General features: G+C 70.4%; 14 protein-coding genes. 6 read left to right on the top strand and 8 right to left on the bottom strand.

Going from position 1 to position 17376, the window contains the following annotated elements:
* Positions 1–65: 65 nt before the first annotated feature.
* Both P3H15_RS06795 and P3H15_RS06790 read right to left on the bottom strand, forming a co-directional pair.
* Positions 66–1352, bottom strand: a complete 1287-nt coding sequence (locus P3H15_RS06795; protein ID WP_276136527.1) for a ribonuclease D — start codon at positions 1350–1352, stop codon at positions 66–68.
* A 49-nt stretch (positions 1353–1401) separates the two neighbouring features.
* Entirely contained in the window at positions 1402–2796 is a 1395-nt protein-coding gene (locus P3H15_RS06790; protein WP_276136526.1) for a wax ester/triacylglycerol synthase family O-acyltransferase, read from the bottom strand.
* Positions 2797–2962: 166 nt separating this feature from the next.
* Here P3H15_RS06790 and P3H15_RS06785 point away from each other — a divergent pair, with 166 nt between their 5' ends.
* Positions 2963–4213 carry an alpha/beta hydrolase gene (locus P3H15_RS06785; protein ID WP_276136525.1) on the top strand — a complete coding sequence of 417 codons (1251 nt, stop codon included), beginning with the start codon at positions 2963–2965 and terminating at the stop codon, positions 4211–4213.
* Here the strand turns inward: P3H15_RS06785 and P3H15_RS06780 are convergent, their stop codons facing one another.
* Positions 4214–4807, bottom strand: a complete 594-nt coding sequence (locus P3H15_RS06780; protein WP_072942294.1) for a DUF3000 domain-containing protein — start codon at positions 4805–4807, stop codon at positions 4214–4216.
* A 161-nt stretch (positions 4808–4968) separates the two neighbouring features.
* Between P3H15_RS06780 and hemE the strand changes: the two genes are divergently transcribed.
* The 4 genes from hemE to P3H15_RS06760 are packed head-to-tail and all read left to right on the top strand — an operon-like array spanning position 4969 to position 10458.
* On the top strand, positions 4969–6036 hold the full coding sequence (gene hemE / locus P3H15_RS06775) for a uroporphyrinogen decarboxylase (RefSeq protein ID WP_276136524.1): 1068 nt from the start codon (positions 4969–4971) through the stop codon (positions 6034–6036).
* Positions 6033–7394: a protoporphyrinogen oxidase gene (locus tag P3H15_RS06770; protein WP_276136523.1), complete on the top strand. Its 1362-nt coding sequence runs from the start codon at positions 6033–6035 to the stop codon at positions 7392–7394. Before hemE ends, P3H15_RS06770 begins: the two co-directional genes overlap by 4 nt.
* Before the next feature lie 4 nt (positions 7395–7398).
* Entirely contained in the window at positions 7399–8094 is a 696-nt protein-coding gene (gene hemQ / locus P3H15_RS06765) for a hydrogen peroxide-dependent heme synthase (protein ID WP_276136522.1), read from the top strand.
* Positions 8095–8109: 15 nt separating this feature from the next.
* Positions 8110–10458 carry a molybdopterin-dependent oxidoreductase gene (locus P3H15_RS06760; RefSeq protein ID WP_276136521.1) on the top strand — a complete coding sequence of 783 codons (2349 nt, stop codon included), beginning with the start codon at positions 8110–8112 and terminating at the stop codon, positions 10456–10458.
* On the opposite strand, the gene msrB is transcribed toward P3H15_RS06760, so the two are convergent.
* The 4 genes from msrB to P3H15_RS06740 are packed head-to-tail and all read right to left on the bottom strand — an operon-like array spanning position 10418 to position 14647.
* On the bottom strand, positions 10418–10855 hold the full coding sequence (gene msrB / locus P3H15_RS06755; protein ID WP_072942286.1) for a peptide-methionine (R)-S-oxide reductase MsrB: 438 nt from the start codon (positions 10853–10855) through the stop codon (positions 10418–10420). The genes P3H15_RS06760 and msrB overlap by 41 nt on opposite strands.
* Positions 10856–10909: 54 nt before the next feature.
* On the bottom strand, positions 10910–12244 hold the full coding sequence (locus P3H15_RS06750; protein WP_276136520.1) for a glycosyltransferase family 87 protein: 1335 nt from the start codon (positions 12242–12244) through the stop codon (positions 10910–10912).
* 34 nt (positions 12245–12278) lie between these two features.
* On the bottom strand, positions 12279–13835 hold the full coding sequence (locus P3H15_RS06745; protein WP_276136519.1) for an alpha/beta hydrolase: 1557 nt from the start codon (positions 13833–13835) through the stop codon (positions 12279–12281).
* 23 nt (positions 13836–13858) lie between these two features.
* The gene (locus P3H15_RS06740; RefSeq protein ID WP_276136629.1) at positions 13859–14647 is read right to left on the bottom strand and encodes a pyrimidine reductase family protein; all 789 of its coding nucleotides are present in this window, start codon (positions 14645–14647) and stop codon (positions 13859–13861) included.
* Between the two features lie 34 nt (positions 14648–14681).
* Here P3H15_RS06740 and zapE point away from each other — a divergent pair, with 34 nt between their 5' ends.
* Complete coding sequence (gene zapE, locus P3H15_RS06735) at positions 14682–15698, top strand: cell division protein ZapE (protein WP_276136518.1); 1017 nt, start codon at positions 14682–14684, stop codon at positions 15696–15698.
* Positions 15699–15707: 9 nt separating this feature from the next.
* Here zapE and P3H15_RS06730 read toward each other — a convergent pair whose 3' ends face one another.
* Positions 15708–16238 carry a GNAT family N-acetyltransferase gene (locus tag P3H15_RS06730; RefSeq protein WP_072942281.1) on the bottom strand — a complete coding sequence of 177 codons (531 nt, stop codon included), beginning with the start codon at positions 16236–16238 and terminating at the stop codon, positions 15708–15710.
* Positions 16239–17376: the final 1138 nt, after the last annotated feature.

The raw sequence follows: 17376 nt of genomic DNA, 5'->3' as shown, positions 1-17376 counted from the left end.
GCGGGTAACTTAATGGGTACCTCATCAAGAATTCACGCGCTCACCCCGCGTGTCGGCGCTCGCGATCAGTCGTCGCCGGAGCCCTTCTGCTCGGCTGCGGCGCGCAGCGCGGTCGCCAGCCGGGGCACGGTCAGCATCCGCTGCCAGGGGCGCGCCCCGCCGGCGTCGAGCACCCCGTCGATCGCCGCCTCGTCCCCGTCCTCGGGAGCCGCCCAGTCCCAGCACAGCCTCCGGACGAGTTCCGGGGTCACCAGGTTCTCCACCGGCACCGACACCTCCGACCCGAGAGCGGCCAGCGCGGCGCGGGCCGCCGTCAGCCGATCCGCGGCGTCGGGGTCGTGCCGCGCCCACCGGCTCGCGGGCGGGGGGCCCGTGAACGGCGGGGTCTTCGGGGGAAGTTCGTAGTCCGGCAGCGCCGCGGCATCCTCGAGCGCCTGCAGCCAGATCCGGGAATGCCGCCGCTGCCGGGGACCGCCGAACACGGGCAGCGCCCGCAGCGCCTCGATGCTGCGGGGGTCCTTGGTCGCGGCGTCGATGATCGCCGAATCCGGAAGCACCCGGCTGGGGGAGACGTCGCGTTTGCGGGCCAGGTCCTCCCGGGCCTGCCACAGCGACCGTGCGGCGGCGAGTTGCCGCTGCGTCTTCAGCGACGTGATGTGCGACGTCCGCCGCCAGCGGTCGGCCTTGGGCTTCGGTGGTCCCGCGAGCCGGATGTGCTCGAATTCCTGTGCCGCCCACTCGCTCTTGCCCTGCTCGTCGAGTTCCGCGGCCATCACGTTCCGTAACTCGACCAGGACCTCGACGTCGAGGGCCGCGTAGTTCAGCCAGGTGTCGGGCAGCGGCCGCTTCGACCAGTCGGCGGCGCCGTGGCCCTTCCGGAGTTCGAGGCCCAGCGTCCGCTCGACGATGGCGGCGAGGCCGACCCGTTCGAACCCGGCGAGGCGCCCCGCGAGTTCGGTGTCGAACAGCGTCGCCGGCGCCAGGCCGATCTCCGCCAGTCCCGGCAGATCCTGGTCGGCAGAGTGCAGGATCCACTCCAGCGGGTTGATCACGTCCGCCAGCGGGGCGAGATCGGCGGCGGTGGGGATCGGGTCGAGGAGCACCGTCCCCGCACCCTCCCGGCGCAGTTGCACGAGATACGCCCGCGCCGAGTAGCGGAAGCCGGACGCCCGCTCGGCGTCGACCGCCAGCGGCCCGGTGCCCTCGCTCAGCGCGGCCGCGGCCTTCGCGACACCCTCCGCGGTGGTCACCACGTCGGGTACGCCGTCCCGGGGTGCGAGCAGGGGTACTACCTGCCTGCCGGGTTCTTCGGCGGGGACGGGTGACGAGGCGTCGTCGGTGACTTCGGACATGACAGCTGACTCTACGTCTCTTCGGGATTCCCGCAGCGCACCGGCGGGTTCACGGCCGGTTCCCCGCTGCCTCGACGAGCTCGTCCAAGGCCGCCGGAAACGCGTCGACGAGGTCCCAGAGGTGGGGCGCGAGTTCCGGGCAGCTCATCAGGCCGACGTCGAGTTGACCGTTCAGTGACATCACCGTCACGTTGAGCCCCGCGCCGTGGAAGATCGGGCCCAGCGGATACATCGCCCGGATCAGGGCGCCAAGAAAGTACAGCGGGACCGCAGGCCCCGGCACATTCGAGATCACCAGGTTGTGGACCACGGGATGCCGTTCCGCCAGGCCGAGGGTCGAATAGAGGCGCATCGCCGTGCCGAACACGGCCTGGCCGGCGAACTGCGACCAGTCCTGCAGCAGGCTCGCGCCGAGCGTCTCGTTGTGTTCCTTGGACGTCGAGTTGTGCTCGCCGATCGCCAGCAGGCGTTCGGCGGGATCCTCGATCTGGGTGCCGAGTTGGGTGAACATCCCGGACACCTGGTTGGTGCCGGGCCGGTCCGATTTTCCGTGGACCGACACCGGGACGATCGCGACCAGCGACTTGTCGGGCAGTTCCCTGCGGCTTTGCAGGTACTTCCGCAGTGCGCCCGAGCACAGGGCGAGGACGACGTCGTTGACCTTGACGTCGAACGCGTTCTTGACCGTCTTGACCTTGTCGAGGTCGAGTTGGGTGAACGCGAGATTGCGGTGACTGGTCAGCGTGCCGTTGAGGGACGTGCGCGGTGCGGTGAACGGCGCGGGCATCGCCTCGCCGCGCCGGGCCCGGCCGATCCAGCGGGGCAGCACCGTCAGGCTCTGGGGGACGATACGCAACAGTTTCGCGGGACGGGACGCGACGGCGAGCAGCCCGCCCACGACGATGTCGAGCGTGCTCGCCTGCCCTGCGCTCTCGGCGGAGTCGTCGCGGTCGGGCCGCGGGGCGTCCGGTTCGAGGCCGCACAGCTGGGCCATCATGTTCGCGCCGGTGATCCCGTCGACGCCGGCGTGGTGCATCTTCGACATCACGGCGACGGAACCGTCCTCGAGGCCCTCGATCACCCACATCTCCCACAGCGGCCGGGTGCGGTCGAGGGGGATGCCCGCGATGTCGCCGCACAGTTCGGCCAGCTCGTCGCGGCCGCCGGGGGCGGGAAGGGCGACGCGGTGGCAGTGCCGGTCGATGTCGAAGTCGGCGTCCTCGACCCACACCGGGTGGTCGAGGTTGAACCTGGAGTCCTGCAGCTTGCGCCGGAAGGCGGGAATCGCCTCGGTGCGGGCGCCGAGTTCGGCCTCGAGCCCGGCGAACGTGTATCCACCCGGAACCGTCGAGACGTCGAGGACGATGACTCCGCAGACGTGGAGGAGTTGCGTCGACGTTTCGAGGTAGAGGAAGGACGCGTCGAGACCGCTGAGTCGCTGCATGAACCGATACTAGAACACGTTCTAAAAGCTGGTCCAACGAATCGCGGAACCGCGAGGTCCGCGCGACGGTGGGCCGACGAGGCGGCGCCCGGTGTCGTTCTCGATCCACCCGCGCAGGGGTGCGGGGCGCAACCGCGCCATTAGAACATGTTCTACGGTGGGAGGTATGACCCGAGGCTTCGTTCTCCGGCAGGCCGTCGGCGCCGCACTCGCCGCCAACGCCCTGCGTCCCCTGCCCGGCGCGCCCACCTCGGTGGTCGCCTTCTTCTCGGGGTGGCTGACCACCGAACTCGCACCCCACCTCCTCGCCGTGACCGCCGCCGACGCCGCCCAGCACACCGCCCGTCACGGAACGCGGACCCGCAGCGACCGCGTCGGTCTCGCACTGGCCGCCGTCTCCGCCGCCGGGCTCGCCGCCGTCATCGCGACCGGCCGGGGCGCAGGAGCCGAAGCCGAATCCGCGCTCGTCGAGACGCTCGGCGAGAACTACACCGACCGCGACCACGCCATCGACCACCCCGCGCGACCGGTGTGGCGGCAACTCCTCAACCCGTTCTGGATGCGGAACAAGGCCGTCACCCGGGTCCGCAACCTCGCGTACGGGCCGGGCGGGCGCCGGGCCCGCCTCGACATCTACCACCGGCAGGACCTGCCGTCGAAGAGCCCGGTCCTCCTCCAGATCCACGGCGGAGGCTGGGTGATCGGGAACAAGGACCAGCAGGGCCTGCCGCTGATGCTCGAGATGGCCTCGCGGGGGTGGGTGTGCGCGGCCGTCAACTACCCGCTGTCGCCGAAGGCGAAATGGCCGGAACACCTGATCGCGATCAAGCGGGCCCTGGCCTGGCTCCGGGAGCACGTCGAGGAGTACGGCGGCAACCCCGACTTCATCGCCGTCACCGGCGGTTCCGCAGGCGGCCACCTCGCCGCCATGGTCGGCCTCACCGCGAACGACAGCCGGCTGCAGCCCGGATTCGAGGACGTCGACACGTCGGTCCAGGCGTGTGTGCCCTACTACGGCGTCTACGACTTCGCCGGCGACACCGGAATCAAGGCCGTCCTCCAGCGCGTGCACTCCGGACTGATGGCGATGGTGCTCGGCAAGAACGCCGTGTTCCCCGACGACTACCGGGCCGCGTCGCCGCTCGCGCACCTCCGGGCGGACGCACCGCCGTTCTTCGTGATCCACGGCACGAGCGATTCGCTCATTCCCGTCGCCGAGGCGCGGATCTTCGTAGACGAACTCCGGCAGGTGTCCGACAACCCCGTCGTCTACGCGGAACTGAAGGGCGCGCAGCACGCGTTCGACGTGTTCCCCTCGATCCGCAGCATCTCGGTCACGCAGGCCGTCGGGCGGTTCCTGGAATGGTCGCGCAGCGCCACCACCGACGTGCCCGCGGCGGGCACGGAATCGGCCTGACTACTTGCCGCCGAGCGTCTTCAGCTGCGCCACCCCGGCGGGCGGCAGACCGGCCGCGTACGCCAGCACCTCGCAGAATGCCTCGACGTGCGCGGCCAGTTCGACCGACGTCGCCGTCCACGACGCGCGCAGCTCCAGCTGATGCGCATGCGGGGGACCGGCGATGTCGCCGTACCGCACCGACGTTGTCGCGGTCACCGTCCCGCCGAGCGCGTTGAGGGGTTCGTGGCGCGACTCCAGCGCGTCGACGAGCCAGCTCCACGCCACCTCGGGAAGCAGGGGGTCGGACGCCACGGCGGCGTCCAGGTCGGCCTGAATGTAGGCGACCAGCCGCATCGTGCCGTTCCAGGCCTCGTCGCCCTCGGGGTCGAACAGGAGGATCAATCTGCCGAACGCGTCACCCTCGCTTTGCTCGGCGACGACCCCGGTGTCCTCGTGCACGACCTCGGCGCCGACGGCGTAGCTGAACGGCGCGAGTCGTTGCGGGGGCCGGATGGGACCCAGCTCGATGTCCGCGCGGACCTGCGCGGAATTCATCGCTTCGACGGCGGCGCGGAACTCGGCCGGTTCGGCGGGCGATCCCGAAGTCGTCACAGCCCGGGACGTTAGACCCGGACCCACGCATCTCGTCGGAGGCGCGCCGAGCAGGGCCGATCGGCGGCGGAGCCGCGGCATGGCAGCATGAGAGCTGCCGAAATTCGAGCAGGCAGAGAGCGCGAGGACCGATGAGCGGGTTGGAAAGCACCAATGCAGGCATGAGCGAACGGGCGACGTACGCCGCGAGGCGGGTGCTGCCCGACGCACCCCTCCTGGCGGCCGCGGAAGGCCGCGCTCCCGCCCGGCGCCCGGTGTGGTTCATGCGGCAGGCGGGCCGCTCGCTTCCCGAGTACCGCGAGATCCGGTCGGGGATCGGCATGCTCGAGTCGTGCTTCGATCCGGCACTGGTCTGCGAGATCACCATGCAGCCCGTGCGCAGGCACGGGGTCGACGCCGCGATCCTGTTCTCCGACATCGTGGTGCCGCTGAAGGCGGCCGGCATCGATCTGGACATCGTGGCCGGCACCGGTCCCGTCGTCGCGAATCCGGTCCGGTCGATCGCGGACGTCGCGGCCCTGCCCCGGCTGGTGCCCGAGGAGGTCGGCGCGGTCGCGCAGGCCGTGCAGTTGCTCACCGCGGAACTCGGGTCGACGCCGCTGATCGGTTTCGCCGGCGCCCCGTTCACCCTCGCCTCGTACCTGGTCGAGGGCGGACCGAGCCGCAATCACGAGCGCACGAAGGCGCTGATGCACTCCGACCCGAAGACGTGGCACGCGCTGCTCGGCACGCTCGCCGACACCACCATCACATTCCTGCAGACCCAGCTGCGCGCCGGCGTCGACGCGATCCAGCTGTTCGACTCGTGGGCGGGCGCGCTGTCGCTGGCCGAGTACCGCGAATTCGTGCTGCCGCATTCCGAGCGGGTGTTCGCCGAGGTGGCGAGCGCGAAGGTGCCGCGGATCCACTTCGGCGTCGGAACCGGTGAGCTGCTCGGCGCGATGGGCGAGGCGGGTGCGGATGTGGTCGGCGTCGACTGGCGCATCCCCCTGGACGTCGCGGCGCGCCGGGTCGGCCCGGGCAAGGCGCTGCAGGGCAACCTAGACCCCGCGGTGCTGTTCGCGGGACCGGCGGCCGTCGAGAAGCAGGTGCGCCGCATCATCGCGGAGGCCGACGCCGCCCTCGCCGCAGGCGCCACGGGACACATCTTCAACCTCGGGCACGGCGTCCTGCCCGACACCGACCCGGGTGCGCTGACCGCGCTGGTCGAGTTGGTGCACTCCCTGTGACCGGGTCGTCGCCGAACGTACTCGTCGTCGGCGGCGGCATCTCCGGGCTCGTTGCCGCGTACCGCCTGCGGCAACGGCTCGGCGCCGGTGCCCGGATCGTCGTCGCCGACGGCGCGCAGCGGCTCGGGGGCAAGCTGCGCACGGTGGATCTGGCCGGGGAACCCGTCGACGTCGGGGCGGAAGCCTTCATCGCGCGGCGCCCGGAACTGCCTGCCCTGCTCGGTGAACTCGGTCTCGCCGACCAGCTCGTGCATCCGGCGGGGCTGCGTCCGCTCATCTGGTCTGAGAACGCTCTGCACCCGCTGCCCGCCGACACCCTCATGGGGATCCCCGCGGACGAGAACAGCCTCCGGGGACTCGTCGACGAGCGGACCCTCGCGCGGGTGGCGGGGGAGCGGACGGTGCCCCTCGACTGGACGCCGGGTGACGACGTCTCCGTCGGTGCGCTGGTCGGCGACCGGTTCGGTGCGCAGGTGGTCCGGCGGTCGGTGGATCCGCTTCTCGGAGGGGTCTATTCGGGGCTGGCGGACACCATCGGTGTCCGCGCCGCCCTCCCCACCCTCGCGGCCGCTCTGGACCGCGGTGCCACGAGCCTGTCCGCCGCCGTGGCGGAGGCACTTCCCCCTCCCGTTGCAGGGCCGGTGTTCGGGGCGCTGCGCGACGGCTACGGCGTCCTGCTGCGCGCCCTGACGGACGCCGCGGGCGCAGAGATCGTGCACGAGCGAATAGAAGCGCTCGACCGCGACGGCGACGGCTGGTCGGCGGACCCGGTGGGCCGGGTGGACGGTGTCGTGCTCGCCGTGCCCGCTCCGCAGCTCGCCGAACTGCTCGCCGGCATCGCCCCCCGCGCGGCGGCGGCCGCCGCCGACATCCCGCTGGCCTCCTCGGCCGTCGTCGCGCTGGCCCTGCCTGCCGGCACCGACATCCCGCAGAACTCCGGGATCCTGGTCGCCACCGACACGTCGCTCGGCGCGAAGGCGTTCACCCTGTCGAGCCGCAAGTGGCCGCACCTCGCCGAGCGGGAGGTCACCCTCGTGCGGGCATCGTTCGGACGGTTCGGCGACGCCGCCGTCGTCGACGCACCCGACGACGAGCTGATCGCCGCGGCCCGGCGCGACCTCGCGACCGTCACCGGGGTGTCCGCGGAGCCCGTCGCCGCACACGTCCAGCGCTGGCACGGCGGACTGCCGCAGTACGGTCCCGGCCACGTCGAGCGGGTGGCGGTGATCGAGCAGGAAATCGCAGGTCTGGACGGTGTCGAGGTGTCCGGGGCGCTCCTGCGGGGGGTGGGTGTACCCGCGTGCGTGGCCGCTGCGACGACGGCGGCTGCACGGCTCTCCGGGCGAGTGGCACGATAGACCCATGGCACGCCTCGACTTCGACGCATTGAATTCTGAAATCCGCTACCTCATGTTCTCGGTGTTCCAGGTGGAACCCGGTGTACTCGGGGACGACCGGGAAGCTGTGATCAAGGAGGCACGGATCTTCTTCGACGCTCAGGCCGAGAAGGGTGTCGTGGTGCGCGGGCTCTACGACGTGGCGGGACTGCGCGCCGACGCCGACTTCATGATCTGGACGCACTCGGCGAGCATCGAGGCCCTCCAGGCCACGTACGCCGACTTCCGCCGCACCACCGCCCTGGGCCGCGCGAGCAAGCCCGTGTGGAGCAACGTCGCGTGCCACCGTCCGGCCGTCTTCAACAAGAGCCACATCCCGGCGTTCCTGGCAGGCGAGGATCCGGGCAACTACATCTGCGTGTACCCGTTCGTCCGCTCCTACCAGTGGTACCTGCTGCCCGTCGACGAGCGCCGGAAGATGCTCGCCGACCACGGCATGGCGGCCCGCACCTACAAGGACGTGCGCGCCAACACCGTGCCGGCGTTCGCACTCGGCGACTACGAGTGGATTCTCGCGTTCGAGGCGCCAGAGCTGTACCGCATCGTCGACCTCATGCGCGACCTGCGCGCCACCGAAGCCAGGCTGCACGTCCGCGAGGAGGTGCCGTTCTTCACCGGCCCGCGGGTGGATGTGGAGAAGCTCGTCGCGGCTCTGCCGTGATCTGACGCACGAGAAATGAGTGACGCCGACGGGGCCCGCAGGGCGCCCCGCTACCAGCACATGTCGCACTGGGGCATGTTCGAGGCCGAGGTCGCCGACGGCGACGTCGTGGCCGCGCACCCGTACACCGGCGACGCCGACCCGTCACCGGTGCTGGGCAACCTCGCCGGGTCGGTCCGCACCAAGGCGCGGATCACCGGTCCGGTCGTGCGCCGGGGGTGGCTGGAGAACGGCCCGGGACCGAGCACGTCCCGCGGCTCCGACGAGTTCGTGCCGGTGGACTGGGAGGAGCTGACCCAGCGGCTGGCGAACGAACTGCGCAGGGTGGTCGACACCCACGGCAACAGCGCGATCTACGGCGGTTCGTACGGCTGGGCCAGCGCGGGCCGGTTCCATCACGCGCAGAGCCAGGTCCACCGGTTCCTGAACACCCTCGGCGGCTACACCCGTTCGGTGCACAGCTACTCGCTGGGCGCGACGGGCGTCGTCATGCCCCGGGTGGTGGGCACGCACTGGAAGATGTTCGCCCGCTCCACGTCCTGGAGGCTCATCGCCGAGCACACCGACGTCATGGTGTGCTTCGGCGGCGTCCCCCTCAAGAACACCGGCGTCAATCACGGCGGCACCAGCGACCACCCCACCCGTGACGCCCTCGATGCCCTGCGGCGGCGCGGCGGATCCGTCGTGTCGTTCAGCCCGTTGAGCGACGACGTGCACGGCGTCGCCGAACGGCACGCGCCGGTGCCCGGCACCGATGTCGCGATCATGCTGGCCCTCGCGTACGTTCTCGCGTCGGAAGGCCTGCACGACACGGCGTTCCTCGCCAGCCACTGCGTCGGCTACGACCGCTTCGAGGACTACCTGCTCGGACGCTCCGACGGTGTCCCGAAGTCGCCGGCCTGGGCGGAGCGGATCTCCGGCATCGCCGCCCCGGACCTGGTGGCCCTCGCCCGGCGGATGGCGGCGGGCCGGACGATGGTGACCGTCACCTGGTCGCTGCAGCGGGTCCGGCACGGCGAGCAGGCCCCGTGGATGGGGGTCACCCTCGCCGCGATGCTGGGCCAGATCGGCCTTCCCGGTGGTGGTTTCGGTCACGGCTACGGTTCCATGAACGAGCCCGGGCTCGCCCCGGTCCCGTACCCGCTGCCCACCCTTCCTCAGGGTCTGAACCCGGTCCGCGACTTCATCCCCGTGGCCGCGGTCTCGGACATGCTCCTGAACCCGGGTGCCCCGTTCGACTACGACGGTCAGCGGCTGACATACCCGGACATCAAGATGCTCTACTGGGCGGGCGGCAACCCGTTCCACCACCACCAGGACATTCCGCGTCTGCGCCGCGCACTGGCCCGGCCCGACACGATCGTGGTCCACGACCCCTACTGGACGCCGATGGCCCGGCACGCGGACATCGTCGTCCCGTCCACCACGTCGCTCGAGCGCGCCGACATCAGCTGCACCCGCAACGATCCGCTGCTCGTCGCCATGCACGCCGCGGTGACGCCGTACGCCGACGCGCAGGACGACTACGACACGTTCGCCGCCGTCGCCCGGAAACTGGGCGTCGGCGAGAAGTTCACCGAGGGCCGCACGTCCGGGCAGTGGCTCGAGCACCTGTACGGGCAGTGGCGGGACTTCGTCCGCGCGGACGGCGGACCGGCGCCGAGTTTCGACGATTTCTGGACGCAGGGCCACGTGCGGATGCGCACCGAGGACGACCTGATCCTGTTCGGCGACTTCCGGGCGGATCCGGTGAAGTTCCCGCTCGGCACCCCGAGCGGGCGGATCGAGATCTTCTCCGAGGACATCGACGGATTCGGCTACGACGACTGCGCCGGCCACCCCCGGTGGTACGAGCCGGAGGAGTGGCTCGGCGGCCCGCGGGCCCGGCAGTTCCCGCTGCATCTGATCGCCAACCAGCCACGCACCCGCCTGCACAGCCAACTCGATCACGGCGGCACCAGCCAGAAGTCGAAGATCCGGGGCCGCGAACCGCTGCGCATCCATCCGGACGATGCCGCCGACCGCGGACTGACCGGCGGCGACGTCGTCCGGGTGTTCAACGACCGGGGCGCGTGCCTCGCCGGTGTGGTGGTGGACGAGGGTGTCCGCCGCGGTGTGGTGCAGCTGTCGACGGGGGCCTGGTACGACCCGCTCGACGCGACCGACCCGGATTCGCTCTGCGTGCACGGGAACCCGAACGTGCTGACCCCGGACGTGGGGACGTCGTCACTCGCCCACGGCTGCACGGGCCAGCACGTGCTCGTGCAGATCGAACGCTACGACGGCGAGCTGCCGCCGATCCGGGCGTTCGATCCGCCCACGATCATTCGCCGGCCGGTTCCAGAACCAGCGAGATCGAATTGATGCAGTACCGCTGATCGGTGGGGGTGGGGTAGCCCTCGCCCTCGAAGACGTGGCCGAGGTGGCTGTGGCACGTCGCGCAGACCACCTCGACGCGGCGCATGCCCAGCGAGGTGTCCTCGCGGAGGATGACGGCGTCCGAGTCGGACGGGTCGAAGAACGACGGCCACCCGCAGTGCGATTCGAACTTCTCGGTGCTGCGGAACAGTTCGGCGCCACAGGCCCGGCAGTGGTAGACGCCTTCCGTCTTGGTGTCGGTGTACTCGCCGACGAAGGGGCGCTCGGTGCCGGCCTGGCGCAGCACCGCGTACTCCTCGGGAGTCAGTTTCTCGCGCCACTCGCTGTCGGAGAGAGCAACCTTCGGGGCGGACTGCGTGGGATCCTGCTGCTGCGAACTCATGGCTCCACGCTAATACGTTTCGCCGGTTCCGGCCGTGAGGCCCCGGCGACACGGCTACGTCTTGGCGGCGGCCGACTCGATCTGAGGCTGCCGGTCCGGTTCCGGCTCCCGCGGAGTCTCGGGGGCCTTCTCGCCCGGTTCGAGGAGGAACGCCGGATCGATGCCCCGGTCGAGGCGGCCTTCGCGTCGCGCCGTGACGTAGCGGACGGTGAGCACACCGAAGATCACGAGGAGCATCAGACTCCACCCCAGCGTGGTCTTCATGTACTCGGCGGTCCGGCCGGCCTCGATGAACCGGCTCGACAGCCAGCTGTCGTAGCTCATGAAGCCGTACACGGCCAGCCACGCCGGCCAGTTCCGCATCACCGAATTCTTCAGCACTACGGACATCAGGAGCGGGAACAGCATCATCGAGTAGTACATCTGGCCCAGCGAGCCGAGCAGCCACGACGCGGTCAGCAGAACCCCGGACGTGGTGACCACGAAGAACAGTTCGTCGTGGCGGTAGAAGCGGTGGAGCAGCCACAGCGACGAGAGCACGATGGCGGCGAAGACGCCGCGCAGCGCCCAGATCATGCCGGTGGGCAGACCGTAGTACTTGCCGTTGCCGACGATCGCGCTGTTGAAGTAGTCGCGCGACTCCATCAGGTACGGCACCGTGTGGTGCACGAAGTCCATCGGGTCCGCCGACAGCTGCCACGCGACGGCGGTGAGGATGAGGGGGATGCCGATCGCGGTGACGAACACCTTCCACTGTCCGCGCACCAGGGGCAGCAGCAGAAGTGGGGCGAGGATCGGTTTGACCGCGAACGTCAACCCGATGGCGACGCCGGACCACATGTCCTTGCGCTTCATGAGCAACACCAGGAACGCGATCTCACCGAGCAGGACGAGACCGTTGATGTTGGTGAAGACCAGGGTGTTGGTGACGGTCTCGGACGAGAACGTGGCGAGCAGCAGGATCGGGGCCGCGATGGAGTTCAATCCCAGGCCGAACAGCCGTAGTAGCAGGTACAGCGCGATCACGATGGCGATCGCGTTCGCGATGATGAACAACCAGCGGGACTTCTCGGGGTCGATCACCGCGATCGGCGCCATCAGCAGCGTCCCGGACGGCGGATACAGGTAGTGCGGATCGACCCAGTTGAAGTTGGCGGTGTAGACGGGACGCCCGTTGAGGAAGGCCAGCGCGGCGTTGTAGACCGGCCGGAAGTCGTCGGTGATGTACCCGTTGACCGCCTTGACGACCACTCGATGCAGCACGGTCATGACGGCGATCGGCCACAGCGCGAAGTTGATTACCTCGTTGGCAGTCCGCCCGGTGCGCGGTTCGAGTTGTCGAAGGAACACCACGGCACGGTACACCGAGATGCCCTGACGTGCGGTCACGCACCCCCTGCGGGTGTCGGGCGGAACACCTCCGCTAGGCGGGGCAGGCGCTCCCGTCCGGCGGCAGCTTCCCGTCCGTGACGTAGGTGACGATCGACTTCTGCGCGCAGTCCGAATGGGTGGCGGGGTGGCCGCTGCCGTGCCACGTCAGCGTCGCCGTCGCGGCGCCGGCACTCGACACGGCCCCCGTCACCGTCCCCACCCCGGCGTTCCCGACGACCGGGTCGGCGGTGCCGCTGAGCACCAGGACCGGCAGTGTCAGCTCGCCGGGCAGGGCGGGGGGCGCGGTCGCGGGCCAGGACGTGCAGGTGAGCAGGCCGACGGCGGCGTTCGGGCCGAACAGCGGGAACCGTTCGCCCCACAGCTTCTGCAGTTCCCGGACCCGGTCGGGTGCGGGCCACTGCTGGCCGTCCGTGCAGCGGGTGATGAACTGGCCGTCGCTCTCGTAGGCGGCCTCGGCCTGCGCGATCGCCGCGAGGATCGGCGCCGTGTTCCCGGTGAGGGCGGCGGACACCGCATCCGACAGGGCGCGGACGCGGCCCTGCTGGTCGCCGCCTGCCGCCGCGAGCGACCCGGACACCGCGGTGAGGAGGGCGTTCGCGGAGACCCCCGGGATCTGGCCGTTCGCGGCGCGGGTGACGGCGTCCGTCACCGCGGCGCGGGGATCAGCGCCGAGGGAGCAGTTCAGGGCGGTGCACTGGCGGGCGAACGCGTCGAACGCCGCCTCCTGACCCGCCACCTGCTGCTCCGTGACGGTCGCGGCGTCCACCGTGGTGACGGCGGGGGAGTCGAGGACGAGCCGGCCGACCCGGCCGGGGTACTTGGCGGCGTAGCTGAGCGCGACCGCGCTGCCGTTGCCGGTGGCGAGGATCCCGAGCGCGTCGACGTCCCAGGTGCGGCGCAGTTCCTCGATGTCGTCGGCGGCGTGGGTGCTGTCGAACGCGAGTTCCTGCGGCTGCAGGTAGTCGGTGCACGCGATGGTGGCGTCGCGGCCCAGCGCGGTCACCTTGTCGACCTGGTCACCCGTCCCCGGGTCGAACTGCCCGAGATCCGCCAGGCTGCTGCGGAGTTCCGGGGTCAGGCACTCGATCTCCTGCGAGGCGGCGATCCCACGGCGGTCCACCGCGACCACCGGACGCGTCGAGAGCAGCGACGTCAGACCACCGGTGCTCAGCGCTGCGAGCGTCGCGGTCGACGACCGGTCCGATCCCGACGTGAGCACGAGCGGGGCCGCGTTCTCGGGGGTGTCCGCGAGCCGCGCCCGCATCGCGCCCATCGTGAAGGTCCCGGGCAGGGTGCCGCTCTCGTCGACGGCCGCCTCGTAGGAGCCGCATTCGAAGATAAGCCCGGCAGGGGATGTCGTGCCCGGGCCCAGGGCGCCGAGCGTGCTTTGCGTGCAGTCCGTCCACGCCAGGTCGTTCTTCGGGGTCTGCAACACGGGCGGGGCAGAGTCGGGGTTCTCGGTCTCGGTCGCGGTGGGTTCGCTGCCGCCGCCCTCGCGCTCGACTGCCACGTGCGGGCGGTTGGACGGTCCGGCTCCGCACGCGGTGCACACCACGAGAACCATTGCGAGCAACACCGATCTGCGCATGGCGACCACCCTGCCAGGTTCCCCTACGGGCGGGGCATCCGCACCCATCGGGTGAGGACGGTGCCGTCGGTGTCGGTGAGGATGTGCGCGGGAGTCATCGCGGTGATCCGGGCATTCGGTGCGGTCGCGACGCGACCGGCGGTTCCCCCGGCGAGCACCGGCGCCGTGGTCAGGCAGACCTCGTCGACGGCGTCGTCCGCGATCAGCTGCCCGAACAGGCTCGGGCCGCCCTCGCAGAGCACGCGCCGGAGTCCGAGGTCGTCCAGCGCCGCGAGCAGTCCTTCGCTGGTGATCTGCCCGTCGCCGGCCGTGACGATCCGGGCACCCGCGTCGGTGAGGGCGCGGATCCGCGCCGGGTCCGCGCCCGAGCACGTGACGACGATCGGGGCCACCTCGGTGTCCGTGAACAGGCGGGCCCGCGGGTCGAGGTGGGCGCGGGCGGACACGACGGCGATCGGCGGGACCTCCGGCATCCCCGAGGCCACCCGGCGACGCCTGCCCTCGGCGCCGACGCGCGCCCCGCCGTAGTTCTCCGCCCGGACGGTTCCCGCCCCGACCAGCACGACGTCGGCCAGTTCCCGCAGGGTCGCGAAGACCAGTGCGTCCGCGGGGGTGCCGAGCGCCCCGCTGACCCCGTCGACCGAGACGGCGCCGTCGATGCTGCTCACGAAGTTGACGCGGATCCACGGTCGTGGGGTCTCCGCCGGGTAGGCGTACAGCTCGCGCAGCGTGTTCGCGGCCGATTCGCTGGACTCCTCCCGGACGGGCGGACGGTCCGGTGTGAAAAATGTCGCAATATGTACACGGTGCATGTTGGTGATCACAACACGTGGATACCCTGCTTGTATGCATGCACGTCTTGTCGATCGCAGCCCCGTGGTCCCCGCTGATCAGTTGGTAGCTCAGATGGTGCCCCCGGCCATGTTCGACGAGGTGAGCTTCGCGTCGTACATTCCCGATCCCGCAGAACCCAGCCAGGCCGCCGCGGTCCAGAAGGCGGAGGAGTTCGCGAAGAAGGTCGTGAAGATCCGCAGCGGCGGTCGACGCGGTCTGTTCGGGAAGAAGACGCCGGCCACCGGTGCCGGTCTCTACCTCGACGGCGGCTTCGGCGTCGGCAAGACTCACCTCCTGGCCTCGATCTTCCACAGCGTCCCGTCGCCCAAGGCGTTCGGCACGTTCGTGGAGTTGACGCACGTCGTCGGCGCCCTCGGCTTCAACAAGGCCGTCGAGCAGCTGTCCGACCACAGCGTCCTGTGCATCGACGAATTCGAACTCGACGACCCGGGCGACACCATGCTGGTCTCCCGCCTGCTGTCGGAGTTGTCGGCGCGCGGCGTGTCCATCGTGGCGACGTCGAACACGCTGCCCGGCCAGCTCGGTGAGGGCCGATTCGCCGCACAGGACTTCCTGCGGGAGATCAAGAAGCTCGGCTCCATCTTCGAGACGATCCGCGTCGACGGACCCGATTACCGCCACCGCGACCTGCCGCCGGCCCCGGACCCGATCTCCTCGGAGGAGCTCGCCGAGCGCGCCGACAGCATCCCCGGCGCCACTCTCGACGACTTCGACGCGCTGTGCACGCACCTCAGCACGCTGCACCCGTCCCGCTACAACAAGCTGGTCGAGGGCATTCCGGCTGTGTTCCTGGACGGCGTCCACCCCGCGGAGGACCAGTCGGTCGCGCTGCGTCTGGTGGTCCTCGCCGACCGCCTCTACGACGCGAGCATCCCGGTCACCGTGGCCGGGGCCAAGCTCGACGCGATCTTCACCCCCGAGATGCTGGCCGGCGGGTACCGGAAGAAGTACTTGCGTGCCACGTCGCGCCTGCTGGCGCTCTCGCGGTTCGAGGTCGCGGCGAGCTGACCCGGCTCGCTACAGCGCCCGCTGCATCACGAAATCATGGTGCAGTTGGGTGCCGACGACGAACGTCTTCGTTCCGACCTGCGCGAATCCGTGCTTCGCGTAGAAGCGCTGGGCTCGCACGTTCTCCTGGTTCACCCCCAGCCACAGCCCGGCGCACCCCGCCGCGACCGCGCGTTCGACGATCGCATCCATCAGCGCGGACGCGACACCGGTCCCGTGATTGCCGGGCAGCACGTACAGCTTGCTGATCTCGGTGGTCGGCCGCAGGGTCACGACCCTGCCGACGTCCGGATCGGCGGGTTCCCCGTCGATCAGCATCGCGTAGCCGACGATCGCCCCGCCGTGCGTGACCTTGAGAACGGTGCGGTCGGGGTCGGTGAGGTACTCGGAGAACCGTTCCGCGGACAGCACGTCGTCGATGAACGTGGCGATGTCGTCCTGCGTCGCCCCGGGCGGGCACGCGAGGGGGAACGTCGCCGCGGCGACGTCGGCGATCGCTTCGGAATCCCAGATTCCCGCCGGGTCGATTTCGACAGTCACAGCTGATCCACCGCGTCCTTCGCTTCCCGAAGTGTCATCCCCGTACTGTCCCGCAGCAGGCCGACCGCCGCAACGGTCCGGCCGTACTCGACCGTGGCCTTCGCGTGCCGCACGCCGATTCCGTCCCGCGCGACGAGAAGCTTGATCGCCTCGGTGGTCCGGCCCCGGTCCAGGAGGCACGTCACCTCGTCCCGGGTGGCGTCGTCGAGTTGCCGCCACGTCGATGCGGGATGCAGGTCGGGTGGGGTGTGCGAGCCGCCACGACAGGACCGCGACGAGACCAGAACCGCGATGTAGACGTTTCCCACCGCGATCACGAACCATCCCCAAGTCGGCATGACCTAAGTAGAACATCTGCTGTCGGTCGCGATCCGGGGCCCACTCGGATTGCTCGTCCCGGTCCGGGGCGAACGCGGGCGCCAGGAGAAGGAGCCCGACCGCGAACAGGAGCGGGACCACGAACCCGATCCGCAGGCTGGTCGCGACGGCGACGCCGCCGATGATCGCTCCGCCCACGAGGGTTCCCGCGTAGTTGAACACGTTGATCCGCGCCGCGACGTCGTCGACCTGTCCGGCGGGCGCCAGCCGTCCGGTGGCGCTCAAGCACAGGGGACCGAGGCCCACGACGAGGAATCCTCCGATGGCGACGGCCGGGGACCCGGCGAACACGACGACCGCCATTCCGGCGACACCGACCGCCGATCCCGCACGGACGACGGCGATCTCGCCGTACTTCGCGACCCAGAAGTCGCCGCTGAGCCGCGACACCAGGGCCGGTTCCCGGCGGCGGAGGAGCCGGGAACCGCAACAGGCCAGACCGGCGGTCACGACGAACGCCGCCGTCAGCTGGGCGGCGGCGACCACGATGACCGTGTCGTCGAACCCGAATCGGTCCTGGTACTGCGGCAGCTGGGTGAGGACGGCTGCGAGGAGGAAACCCTGCAGTCCGAAGGCGGCCGCGGCGGCGATCCGTGCCGATCGGTGGTCGGTGGACACGTCCGCGCGTGGTGGATCCGTCATGAGCCGGCCTTCGGTCGTGGACATCCGATGATTGGACGAGTGTCCAATACTTTGCGGGGATGCGCAGCGTTCTCCGGATCGGCGGGCGATATGTCCGAAGGCGACGGTCGGTGAGGTG

Source organism: Rhodococcus sp. T2V (genome assembly GCF_029269925.1).
Taxonomy (GTDB): Bacteria; Actinomycetota; Actinomycetes; order Mycobacteriales; family Mycobacteriaceae; genus Rhodococcus_F; species Rhodococcus_F koreensis.
This window is presented reverse-complemented; position numbering and strand designations above follow the sequence as displayed.